The sequence below is a fragment of the Acidobacteriota bacterium genome (assembly GCA_022340665.1).
Taxonomy (GTDB): Bacteria; Acidobacteriota; Thermoanaerobaculia; order Thermoanaerobaculales; family Sulfomarinibacteraceae; genus Sulfomarinibacter.
Map to the genome: position 1 here is coordinate 1 of JAJDNM010000011.1, position 11584 is coordinate 11584.

General features: G+C 61.8%; 11 protein-coding genes. 6 read left to right on the forward strand and 5 right to left on the reverse strand.

Annotation, left to right across the window (positions count from 1 at the left end; translation table 11 throughout):
- The 5 genes from LJE93_01765 to LJE93_01785 form a co-directional block, all read left to right on the forward strand.
- The coding region (locus tag LJE93_01765) for a hypothetical protein (GenBank protein ID MCG6947626.1) at positions 1-343 on the forward strand (343 nt) is incomplete at its 5' end.
- A gap of 11 nt (positions 344-354) precedes the next feature.
- Positions 355-726 carry a hypothetical protein gene (locus LJE93_01770; protein ID MCG6947627.1) on the forward strand — a complete coding sequence of 124 codons (372 nt, stop codon included), beginning with the start codon at positions 355-357 and terminating at the stop codon, positions 724-726.
- A gap of 133 nt (positions 727-859) precedes the next feature.
- Entirely contained in the window at positions 860-1351 is a 492-nt protein-coding gene (locus LJE93_01775) for a hypothetical protein (protein ID MCG6947628.1), read from the forward strand.
- On the forward strand, positions 1348-2214 hold the full coding sequence (locus LJE93_01780; protein MCG6947629.1) for a 3'-5' exonuclease: 867 nt from the start codon (positions 1348-1350) through the stop codon (positions 2212-2214). Before LJE93_01775 ends, LJE93_01780 begins: the two co-directional genes overlap by 4 nt.
- Positions 2215-2296: 82 nt before the next feature.
- Positions 2297-4312, forward strand: coding sequence for an alkaline phosphatase family protein (locus tag LJE93_01785; protein ID MCG6947630.1), 2016 nt, complete (start codon positions 2297-2299; stop codon positions 4310-4312).
- Positions 4313-4422: 110 nt separating this feature from the next.
- Here LJE93_01785 and LJE93_01790 read toward each other — a convergent pair whose 3' ends face one another.
- The 3 genes from LJE93_01790 to LJE93_01800 all read right to left on the reverse strand — a co-directional run bounded on the left by LJE93_01790 (position 4423) and on the right by LJE93_01800 (position 6900).
- The gene (locus tag LJE93_01790) at positions 4423-4875 is read right to left on the reverse strand and encodes an RES domain-containing protein (protein MCG6947631.1); all 453 of its coding nucleotides are present in this window, start codon (positions 4873-4875) and stop codon (positions 4423-4425) included.
- Between the two features lie 2 nt (positions 4876-4877).
- Positions 4878-5369, reverse strand: a complete 492-nt coding sequence (locus LJE93_01795; GenBank protein ID MCG6947632.1) for a DUF2384 domain-containing protein — start codon at positions 5367-5369, stop codon at positions 4878-4880.
- 187 nt (positions 5370-5556) lie between these two features.
- Positions 5557-6900, reverse strand: coding sequence for a sulfatase-like hydrolase/transferase (locus LJE93_01800; protein ID MCG6947633.1), 1344 nt, complete (start codon positions 6898-6900; stop codon positions 5557-5559).
- A gap of 226 nt (positions 6901-7126) precedes the next feature.
- Between LJE93_01800 and LJE93_01805 the strand changes: the two genes are divergently transcribed.
- Positions 7127-8335, forward strand: a complete 1209-nt coding sequence (locus LJE93_01805) for a VCBS repeat-containing protein (protein MCG6947634.1) — start codon at positions 7127-7129, stop codon at positions 8333-8335.
- Between the two features lie 266 nt (positions 8336-8601).
- Here LJE93_01805 and valS read toward each other — a convergent pair whose 3' ends face one another.
- Together valS and LJE93_01815 are read right to left on the reverse strand one after the other, a co-directional pair.
- Positions 8602-11235 carry a valine--tRNA ligase gene (gene valS, locus LJE93_01810; GenBank protein MCG6947635.1) on the reverse strand — a complete coding sequence of 878 codons (2634 nt, stop codon included), beginning with the start codon at positions 11233-11235 and terminating at the stop codon, positions 8602-8604.
- Positions 11228-11584: hypothetical protein (locus LJE93_01815; GenBank protein ID MCG6947636.1), on the reverse strand; the 357-nt coding region annotated here is incomplete at its 5' end. The genes LJE93_01815 and valS, both read right to left, overlap by 8 nt.

Sequence of the window (11584 nt, forward strand, 5' to 3'; positions counted from 1 at the left end):
CAACCCCCTGAATCGCAGCAACGATTGGCTGGTCAAATTCAAGAGAGTCACGCTGGCCACCGATGCTCCGGACCGCCTCGAGATCGAGATCGTGGTGTGCACCGGACAAGATTTCACGCTTCCGGCACCCGACGGCACGAAAGTCGTCGTCGAAACATCGATCAGTGAATTCGAGGGGAACGGTCCGGTCTCAGTCAGCTCGACCGTCAGCGGTCGTGCGATATTTCGGCTGATTCTCCAACCAGGGGTCTCTCACACTGTTGTGGTTGCCCGGGTCGATGAGGCTGCGGCGCGACTGTCGATTGTGGTCGACGAAAAGGGATCGCTTCGAATCGTCTCCTAGGAGCTTCCCAGGTGCATCGATCGCTCGTCCTCGCCGACGCCATCATCAATCTGATATTGGGCACGATGTTGCTCTTTTATCCCCAGTGGCTGGCGGAGTCGCTCGGGATGCCACCGGTGGTGACTCATTTTTTCCCCAACATTCTCGGAGGCGTGCTCTTCGGGATCGGTATCGCGCTGCTGATCTCCTGGAGAGGCGGGAAACAGGGTCTCGGGCTCGACGGCGCGATCGCCATCAATCTCTGTGGGGCAGGAGTGGTCGCCGGATGGTTGGTCGCCGCTCCTGAGACGATCCCACCACGCGGGAGGATCACGCTCTGGATCATCGCTCTGCTCGTCATCGGCATCGGCCTGATCGAATTGAAGCACCGAAACAGTGGGTGAACCGATCGATAGTCTGCTCATCTCCGCCGCTCATCTCAAGCAGTAACATTGGAACCGCCAAGACACCATAAGCCCTGGTTCCAGGGAAGGTCTCGACAAACTCGGTCGAAGTGATAGGGTCAGCCGTACCTCTATGACCTCATTTGTCGCCTTGGTCGCCCACGCTTCAGCTGGTCCTCCGCAGCCGGCCGAGGACCTCGGCCACCTGTTGGTGTGGGTTGCGGTGCCGGCGGTAATTCTCGCGGCCATCGTCGCTGGCGTCATCAAACATGCCATCCTGTCTATGCCCCGATTTCGAGACCGCTGTCCACCCTGGCGAACCTTTGCCTGGGTTTCGATCTCCGACATGGTTGCCTGGGCAATTCTGTGGCCCGCGTTGCTGACCGTCCGCATCCGCGGCATGGACGGTGGCCGGGGTCTCTGGATCGCGGCCCTCCTGCTGGTCGTCGCCCTCGCCTATATAGGCAACCGCTACGGCTTCGGTCGGGCCTTCGACCCGGCCCACGCGGGCAGCCTCAGAGGCACTCTGATCGCCGAATTCTTCACCATTCTGATGCCTCTGCTGGCAGTGATATTCGGTGTGTTGATTTATTGGATTCTGCACGCGTTGGGAGTCTCGTCATGATCAAGAACGTCATGAAGCGGGTCTGGGCATTCGATCTCGAGTGGGTCCCCGACCCATTGGCCGGCCGAATGTTGTACGACCTCCCCGAAGACAGCGAAGACGCGGATGCCATCAGGGTCATGTGGGAGAAGGGCGGCGCAACAGAGGAAGATCCGACCCCCTTCCTCAAGACCGCGATCTGCCGGGTCGTGTCCGTGGCCGCTTTGGAACGCCGTGAGCTGCCTGACGGCAGCGTCAAGCTCAACCTCATGTCCCTGCCACGCGACCCCGCCGATCCCAGGGAGACTTCAGAATCCTCGGTCGTCGGCACCTTCCTCGATGCTCTCGGCAAGAACCGACCGCAGATCGTCGGCTTCAACTCTCTCCAGTCGGATCTCAAGATCCTCATCCAGCGTGGGCTCGTCCTCGGCCTTTCGGCTCCGGGATTCTGCGAGCGCCCCGACAAACCCTGGGAGGGTATCGACTACTTCGCCCGCGGCAGTGACTGGAATATCGACCTCAAGGACATCGTCGGTGGATGGGGTCTCGCCAGTCCGAGCCTGCACGAGATCGCCGTTCAGTCGGGCATACCGGGTAAGATGGGAGTCGACGGCAACGACGTCGCCCCGCTGTGGCTCGAGGGCAAGCTTGAAAGCGTCGTCCGTTACAATGAGTGCGACGCGCTGACGACGTACCTGGTGTGGCTCCGAATGGCCCACTTCGCAGGGTTTTTCGACGACCAAGCCTACGTCCGCGAGCAGCAGCTCGTCGCCGACCTCCTGCAGATGGAGATCGCCTCGGGCGGACGCGACCACCTCGGGGAGTACCTCGAAGCCTGGAACGATCTCAGAAATTCAGTGGAGGCAGCGAGAAAAACGGAATAGATCGAAACGGATCTTTGTCTCAACACGTAGTGAGGTGGAGAGCCCACCAATCGGGAATGGGGGATTGGTCTCAGTGAACAGAATGATCAACCGAAACGGGGTCGACCGGCGCGACTTCATGCGCATCCTCGGCGGTACTGCCGCTGCGGCCGGGTTGTCCCTGCCTCCGGCAGCATGCGGCGGCGGTTCGTCAACCGACAGGAAGGTCATTGTCCTCGGACTCGACGGGCTCGATCCGAAGCTAGTCCGTGCTCTGATGGAGATGGGCCGATTGCCCAACTTCAAGAAGCTGGCCGAAATGGGCTCGTTCCAGGCCCTGGGCACCACCATGCCGGCGCTGAGCCCGGTCGCATGGTCGAGCTTCATCACCGGGATGACCCCCGGAGGCCACGGCATCGCCGATTTCATCGCCCGGAATCCCCTCACCTACACTCCGGAGTTCGCCATCTATCAAAACACCGATCCCGACCTCACGATCTCGGTCGGAGACGTGCACCTGCCGATCAAGGGTGGAGGTCCGGTCAACAACCGCCAGGGCAAACCCTTCTGGGCCTACCTCACAGAGCGCGACATCCCGGCCTGGATTTCCAAGATTCCGACGAACTTTCCGGTCGAGGAGACGGCGACCCACGCGATCGCCGGCATGGGTACACCGGATCTCGTTGACTCCTACGGCGTCTTTACCTATTACACCTCTGACGTGTTCGAGGACTTCCCGAACCTCGAGGGTGGCGAGGTGCTTTACGTCGACGTCAACAAGAACGTGGTTCGATCCAACATCCTCGGACCGGTCAACACGCTCAAGACACCGAAGGACACCAGCAGCGACCCCTACGCCAACACTGCGAAGATCCCGTTCACTGCCTATATCGACCCCAAGGCGGACGGCGCCCGGATCGATATCCAGGGCCAGAGCATCCTCCTGAAGCGCGGCCAGTACTCCCCGTGGGTCACACTCACCTTCGACCTTCTGCCGGTGATCGGATCGGTGCAGGGGATCGCACGATTCCTGCTGAAAGGCGTGGCACCACATTTTCAGCTGTATGTGACACCGATCAATATCGACCCGTCGGCACAGGCTGCACCGGTCACCTACCCGGCCGAGTTCGGGGCCGAGATTGCGCGTGACATCGGCGCCTTCTGGACCAAGGGCCTGCCATCGGACATGAAGGCCTTTGACCACAAGGTCATCAACGACGAGGAGTACGTCGGCCAGGCCGAGCTCATCCTCAATGAACGAATGGCCCTTTTCGATCACCAGTGGTCTCGCTTCGAGAGTGGCCTCTTCTACTTCTACGTCTCATCCACCGATCAGGACGCTCACATGCTGTGGCGCAACATGGACGAGACCCACCCCAAGCACAACGAGTCGGACGTCCGCTTTGCAGGCTGGATACCCCACCTCTACGAGGAGATGGACAAGTTGGTCGGCAAGGTGCTGCCGGCGGTCGATGACAAGACCCTGCTCCTGATCTGCTCAGACCATGGCTTCACCCAGTTCGCTCGCCAGTTTCACCTCAACACCTGGCTGCGCGACAACGGTTACCTGGTATTGAATGACAAGGCGGCGAAGAAAGAGGAGACGTCCATCTTCGACGTTGACTGGAGCCAGAGCGTCGCCTACGGCGTCGGCTTCAACGGTCTCTACCTCAATCTTCAGGGCCGGGAGGGCGAGGGCATCGTTCCTCCGCAAAAGGCCGGTGAAATCACCGCCAAATTGGCGCGCGAGCTCGAGGCCGTCGTCGACCCCGAGACTGGCCAGCACCCGATCGCCAAGGTCTACCGCCGCGAGGACATGTACATCGGCCCGGCGACTCCGATGATGCCCGAGCTTCTGGTCGGCTACACCCCCGGCTACCGCAACGCCTCGGCCTCGGTCCTCGGCTCCACCGGCAAGCCGACCATCGACCTCAACCCCTGGGCCTGGTCCGGCGACCACTCGATGGCCCGCGACCTGGTACCTGGCACCCTGATGTCATCGAAGAAGGTCGCGCGGGCGAACACCAGCATTCTTGATCTGCCGGTCACCGTCCTCGATTTCTTCGGTATCGAGAAACCGGAACAGATGGTCGGCAGCTCGATATTCCGCGCCGGTTAACGGCGCGGAATATCGAGAATTAGGATCTGAGAATTAGGAATTGGGAATGCCACCCACCCTCCCAGTTCTCGGGGGGTGCGGACGGGAATTCCGAATTCCAAATTCCGAATTCACGCGAGTCTCTGATCGATGTCGAGGTCGATCGGGTCGCCGATCCGTATCGAGGTGAAATCCTCGTGCTGCGGGTTGAGGATGAAGTTCGACTCGTGCGGCACGATGACACTTGGCACCTCGAGAATGCAGGATCGATTCGAGTCGGCCCATTCGTCTCCAATTTGCTTCAGCGTGAAAGGCGCTGGAAGGGACCGCCAGTCGTCCGGGAGCACCTCCAACTCCACCGTTTCAATCAGGCCGGCATCGAAGGTCACGGAAACGGTGATGTAGAGCGGGGGCAAGCCCATATCGGCGTGGACCATCTTTTCCAGAAGACCCAAAGAGGTGGTGGCCGAGGTATAGACGACCGCATGCCCGGGGCTGTTCCACCTTCCGCCCCAGACCCGGGCGCCCTCTCCATCAAAAGCTCGGGCCGCGAATTCCCCCCTGACCACACGCCATGAAGTCATCATCAGATGACGACCCCGTGCTCGATTTGGTGAATCAGTTTCTCGACCTCGCGTGCACCGACCTCCGTTCGCGCCATCTCCAACGGACTCGGTCCACCGAGCGCACGCCTGGGCCGCGTCATCCACGCCTGCGCCAGTTTCTCGTCCCCGCCATAGAGCTCGATTGCTTGCGAAAAAACCCGCGCGATCCGCACCAACCGATCGGATTCGTCCGAATCGAACCGACCAACCTTTTTTCTTCGCGCAAGGGTGCGGTGGGTGATCAGTGCCGTGTCTGCGAGTTCCTGCGATGACACCTGGAGTCGGCGTTTGAGGCGCTCGAACGCTGCGAACGAAAGTCCCTCGTCGAGCCGCTTCAGGAGCGAACCGGTATCGAAGGACCGTAAACCGAGAAGCGACAGATACTCGTGCTGGCCGTACGCAAAGGCCGGAGCAGGTGCCCCGTAGTCCGCCGCTGCTTCCGCCACGCGCTGCTTCTGAGTTTCTCCCGCCATGATCGAACCTCCTGCCATTTGACACTAACTTATATGCCAAATGGCAGATAGTCAATCTATTGAATTTTGAATCCCCACCCTCCCCTGTTATCTGGAGGGCGGGTGAGACATCCCGAATCGAAAGCAGGATTCCGAATTCCGAATTCCTACTTCCTAATTCTTAATTCCTAATTCCTAATTCCTAATTCTACTGAATGTAGCCCAGGCTCTTGAGCTGCTTGAGCGTGTCCTCGTCGAGGTTTTCCTCAGTGCGAAGGTCGGGGTCGAGCGACGAGACCGAGCACAGCTTCTCCCACGCCTGGAGATGGCGGATCATCACCCCGAGCCTTTCGCCCTCTGAATTGGAAAGATCGTGCAGCTGCAGCGGATCAGCTGTGAGATCGTAGAGTTCGGCGGACTCCCCGGCGATGCCGGACACCGCCGCCATCCCGCCGAGGGCCACGAATCGCTGCCCACCGGCCTGCGGCGATTCGGCAAACGCCACGTATGGAGGCTGGCCGGCTCCGTCGAGGATTGGAATCACGCTCGAGCCCTGAACGCCGTCCGGAATCTGGTTTCCGGTGAGCTCGAGAATCGTGGGCATCAGGTCCACGACCTCGACGACCTTGGGAATTGACCGGACGTCAGCGCCGGCCGCACAACGGAGAAAGACCGGCACCCGACTGACAGGCGTGTACAGCGTTTCTCCGAAGAGATCGCCGTGCTCCTGGAGGGCGAAACCGTTGCTTCCCAGCACGATCATCGTCGCGCGATCGTGCAGGCCAAGCTTTCTGAACGTCTCCATGAATGCCGCAAGCTGGGAGTCGATGACCTGAATTCGCGCCGCGTACCAGGCGCGGGCCCACTCGAGCTCTTGGTCGCTGAATTCGATCGGCTGGTCGGTGGAACGCGAAGCGATCACCTCTGCCACCCGCTGCGCCATACCCTCCGGCTGACCGGAGCCTTCCAGCAGGGTCCTCACCTGACCGCTGGCAGTGTGGGACCATCCGGCGAGAACCAGGAGGAAGTTTTCGCCCGAGTGCGCGCGCATCCACTCCGCCGCTCGGACGCCCGGGTCGGGGATCGTCTGGAAGGAGTCGAAGCCCTGAGCGAGCCCGTAGTCGCTCATCCCCGCGGTGCCCTCGATGAATGCGGCCGTCGAGTAACCGGCGGCTTTGAGCACCTCGGCCAGGGTCTGAACCTCATCCGCCATGTAGTCACCCGGTGACCTCAGTCCATTGGTCGTCGGGTACATACCGCTGAAGAGCGTGGCCAGGGAAGGTTGCAGCTGCGGCGCCTGGGCGAAGGCGGATTCGAAGCGCACCGACTCCTCCGCCAGGGCGTCGAAGGCGCTCGACCGAGCCATGGATCCGTAGGTCCCCAGTGCATCGGCCCTCAGACCGTCGATAGCGATGACGATAACGGGGTGTGCCCCTGCGACGACAGTCGTTTCCTCGACCTCCTCGCCGCCGCACGAGGTCAAAGTCATGATTGAGAGAAGGGCCGCCATGCCAGGGACTGCGTACCGATTGAGCCTGCTCAGATGTTTCATCTTCGCAACAACCTCCCAGGGCATGGAAGTTTAGCACGCAGACCCGGTTTTGAGTTTTGAGTTATGAGTTATGAGTTTTGAGTTTTGGGTTTCCCGCCACCGATCCGTCGCGCCGAGGACCGAAACTCAAAACTGAAAATTCAGAACTCATAACTGGAAATGCGCTACTATACCGACCGGCTCGCGGATCCTGCGGGCCGATTCATCAACGACGAACGGAGAAAGCATGCGCCGATTTGCAATTCTAATGGTCCTTCCCCTGATCGCAGTGTTCGCGGGCTGTGCCAACGAACCGACCGCGGAACCGATGGACAACGGACTGCTGCTCAGCCTGGCAGTTCTCGAAAGCGGTCCGTCAGGTCCAATCCCGCAGCCGGCGCGGCTCGGCATCATCACCCACGACGGCGATGCCTGGTCGTATCGCTTCATCGAGGACGAGGAGAGCAACGTCTTCCACAAGGCGATGGTCTTCTCGCCCACTCATGGTGAAAGCGGCATCCTGACCGCTGGGGGAACCAGAGCCATTGTCAAGCTGTGGAAAAAAGACGGATCGTCGAGGACTCTTTGGGAGAAGGACTTTGGCGGCAAGTTCAGCCGCATGCGCGACCTCGAGGTGGCCGATGTCACCGGTGATGGCATCAAAGATATCGTCGTCGCGACGCATGACCAGGGCGTGGTCGCCATGCTCGTAGGCGATGCGAGCGGCAACTTCACCGTCACCGAGCTCGACGCCGAGCCCAACACCTTCGTCCACGAGGTCGAGGTGGGCGACCTGAACAGCGATGGCGTGCCCGAGATCTACGCCACTCCGAGTCTTCCCAACAAGCTCGATGGATCCCCTCAGCCCGGGTTTGTCACCCGATACGTCCCGGGTGCCGACGAGGGGCGCGTCCTGGTGGCCGATCTCGGGGATCGCCACGCGAAGGAGATCCTGGTCGACGACGTCGACGGCGACGGCATCGACGAGCTCTACGTCTCGGTCGAAGCGGTCGCCGGAGGCAGAGTCGAGATCCTGCGTTTCGACGCCGACACCGACCCCGCCGAGGGCATGCTCATCGCCAGCCTCGATGACAATCTCACACGCTTCCTGACCGCGGGCGACGTCGACGGCGACGGCGTCAAGGAGATGGTGGCGGCGGCCAACAAGAGCGGCCTTTGGCTGCTCCGCCCCGGAAACGATCCGCGCGCCGAGTGGTCGATCGAGTCGATCGATCGCAACTCCGGAGGATTCGAGCATGCTTCGATTCTGACCGATCTCGACGGTGACGGCGTCGACGAGCTTTACGTCGCCAACGACGACGACGGCGAAATCAACCGTTATGTGTGGGTCGAAGGCGAGCCGCAGCGCGAGCTGCTCTACACCCACCCGGAGGGTCTGTCGGGATTCACCTGGAACATCATGCCGGCGCCGGTTGCGTTGATCCCCGGTTCGTAATCTTGTTCCCTGGGGTTCACAACCCAGGCTCAACGTCTGTCACCCCCCACGGGGATTTCGTGGTGTTGGATGGGCCAGAACCTGGGGCTCACGTCCCGGGCTATTCATCTGTCGCGCCTTCGGCGCTCGGTCCAGGTCGAACCACCCTTACGACGGACACACGTGATGAAGAAAATCGCAAGGTTCGGCGACGATAGCCGCGGAGCGGCGGCAAATAGTTGGCCTGGGGCGTCAGCCCCAGTTCCAAGGACCCCAACCCCGGAACCCTACGCGCCCTCTTCCTCGCCGAGGGTGACGGTTATCGCGAAACGCTCACCCTCGGGCGCATCGCCCTCCGCCAGCGACAGGCCACCATCGACCACGTTGCCGGCGCGGAGGATGTCATCCATCACGGGTGCGAGGGCATCTCTGACCGCCGCAGGTCCGGTGATCTCGAGCGAAGCCACCGGCCAGCGCAAGCTCTTCTGCGCCACGGTTTTGGAACCACGGATCTTGGTCATCACCTCGACCGCCGCCTCGAAGGTGCCACCGACTTCTGGCCGGGGAATGGCCTCGAGCTCTGCGGTCGTCGGCCACGCTGAGGTGTGGATGCTCTTCGCGCGGCCCTCGTCGGCGAAGCTCCACGACCAGACCTCCTCGGTCACGAACGGCATGAAGGGCGCCAGCAGGCGAAGGTAGGCGTTGAGGCCCAGCCGAAGCGCCGCCAGAGCTGATCTCCGGCCCGGAGTATCGTCGTCGGAGTACGAGCGCAGCTTGACCAGCTCGAGATAGTGGTCGCAGAACTGCCAGAAGCTCTCCTCGATGACCTGGAGGGCGGCCGCGTAGTCGAAGACATCGAAGGCTTTCGTTGCCTGGTCGATGACCGAACGCAGGCGCTCGACGAGAGCCAGGTCGAGAGGCTCTTCGATGTGTTCCACACCCGGCACCTCACCACCGACGCGATCGAGCTGCATGAGCACGAATCGGCTGGCGTTGAATATCTTGGTCGACAGGCGTTTGCCGACCTTGAAGACGCTCGGGTCGAAGGCGGTATCGGTGCCCAGCCTGGCCCGCGCCGCCCAGTAGCGAACCGCATCGGACGACCACTCGACCAGCAGATCGTCAGGGGTCACCACGTTACCCTTGGATTTCGACATCTTTTTGCGATCCGGATCGAGGATCCAGCCCGAAAGAACGACGTGATGCCAGGGAATCTCACCCTCGTGCATCCACGCCTTGACGATGGTCGAAAAGGCCCAGGTGCGAATGATGTCGTGCGCCTGAGGCCGGATGTCCATCGGGAAAAGCCTGGCGTGCCGCTCGGGATCGATCCCCCAGTGGCTCTGGATCTGGGGGGTCAGGGACGAGGTCGCCCAGGTGTCCATGACATCGGGTTCGGCGGCGAAACCGCCGGGCTGATCGCGCTGCTCCTCCGAGTATCCCGGCGCCGGGTCGGTCAACGGATCGACCGGCAGCATCTCCTTGTCGGCATAGATCGGCCGCGAGAAATCGGGCTCGCCATCGCCGCCCACCGGGTACCAGACCGGAAAGGGTACGCCGAAGTAGCGCTGGCGGGAGATGCACCAGTCCTGGTTGAGGCCCTCGACCCAGTGCGTGTAGCGGGTCTTCATGTGCGCCGGGTGCCACTGGATCTTGTCGCCCTGTGCGAGGAGCGCCTCCTTGTGCTCGAGCGTCCTGATGAACCACTGACGGGTGGGCACGAACTCGAGCGGGCGATCACCCTTCTCGAAGAACTTGACGATCTGCTCGGTCGGCTTGGGCTCACCGACCAGCGCCGGCCCTTCCCAGCCCGGGAGGCTGCCATTTTTCGCCAGCAGCTCCGCGATGCGCATTTTCGCCTTGCTGACGAACTGGCCCGCGATCTCGTCGTGCGAACGCTGGGCGAGCTGCACGTCGACGCTCTCGTACGGATCCTCGCCGAAGGTGGCTGGCAGGATCTTGCCGTCACGGCCGATCAGCTGCTTGACCGGCAGACCCGACGCCTTCCACCACTCGACGTCCATCGCATCGCCGAAGGTGCAGACCATCAGGATGCCGGTGCCCTTCTCGGGTTCAGCGTGCTCGGCGGCGACGATTGGCACCCGCGCACCGTAGAGCGGGGTGATGGCATACTTGCCGAAGAGCTCTTGATATCGCTCGTCATCTGGGTGGGCGACGACCGCGATACACGCGCCGAGCAGCTCTGGCCGGGTAGTCGCGATCAGCAGCTCGCCGCCACCCTCGACCCCGAAGCGGAGATCGAAGAAGAGACCCTGGCGCGGCCGGTCCTCGACCTCCGCCTGGGCGACCGCAGTCTTGAAATCGATGTCCCACATGTTGGGTGATTCGAGGTTATAGACCTGATCCTTTTCGACCAGGTCGAGGAAGCTGAGCTGAGAGATCCGGCGACAGTGATCGTCGATCGTGGCGTACTGCTCGGACCAGTCGAGCGACAGCCCGAGGTGGCGCCACAGGTGCTCGAAGGCCTTCTCGTCCTCCGCGGTCACCAGCCCGCAAGCCTCGATGAAGTTTCGCCGCGAGACCTCCTCGATCTCCTTGCGCTTGCCGCCTTCCAAGTCCGGCTTCCAGTCCGGGTCGTAGGGCAGATGCGGGTTGCACCGAATACCGAGCAGATTCTGCACCCTGCGCTCGGTTGGCAGGCCGTTGTCATCCCATCCCATCGGGAAGGCGATGTTCTTGCCGATCATTCGCTGGTAGCGCACCAGCAGGTCCTCGTGGGAGTAGCTGAAAACGTGCCCGACGTGCAACGAGCCGGAGACCGTCGGTGGCGGCGTGTCGACCACGAAAGTCTCCTCGCGCGGACGCGAGGGATCCCACTCGTAGATTCCCCACTCATCCCACGTCTGGCGCCACTTCTCCTCGATTTCGAGGTGCTTGTACTTCTTCGGGATTTCAGGCACTGAGATCCTCCGCTTCGGAAAAGGCGAACTCGGCATCCTCGACCCGCAGACGATCCCGGGTGATCCAGCCACCTGCACGCCCACCGCCACCGAGCACACAGGCGAGCGCATCGTCGCCCGCGCCGTAAAGCTCGTTCTCTTCGTCAGCCGTGAGCAGCGATGCCTTCTTGACCCACACGACGACCCGTTTCGCGCCTTCCTTGGCGGCATCGAGCGCGTTGGGCAGAAAGCTGCGGACGTCCTCTCCGTCGCCTCGCACCAACATCACCGTGGTGCCTGCGCGATACGGCGGACCGCCTCCGAGCCACAGCTCGAGCTCGGAGCGATCCGTCACGTCAACTAGCCAGGG

Coding starts and splice junctions, on each gene's coding strand:
- LJE93_01795 (MCG6947632.1), bottom strand. CDS start 5,369: ATGGCGGGAGAAACTCAGAAGCAGCGCGTGGCGGAAGCAGCGGCGGAC.
- LJE93_01780 (MCG6947629.1), top strand. CDS start 1,348: ATGATCAAGAACGTCATGAAGCGGGTCTGGGCATTCGATCTCGAGTGG.
- LJE93_01775 (MCG6947628.1), top strand. CDS start 860: ATGACCTCATTTGTCGCCTTGGTCGCCCACGCTTCAGCTGGTCCTCCG.
- LJE93_01785 (MCG6947630.1), top strand. CDS start 2,297: ATGATCAACCGAAACGGGGTCGACCGGCGCGACTTCATGCGCATCCTC.
- LJE93_01790 (MCG6947631.1), bottom strand. CDS start 4,875: ATGACTTCATGGCGTGTGGTCAGGGGGGAATTCGCGGCCCGAGCTTTT.
- LJE93_01800 (MCG6947633.1), bottom strand. CDS start 6,900: ATGAAACATCTGAGCAGGCTCAATCGGTACGCAGTCCCTGGCATGGCG.
- LJE93_01805 (MCG6947634.1), top strand. CDS start 7,127: ATGCGCCGATTTGCAATTCTAATGGTCCTTCCCCTGATCGCAGTGTTC.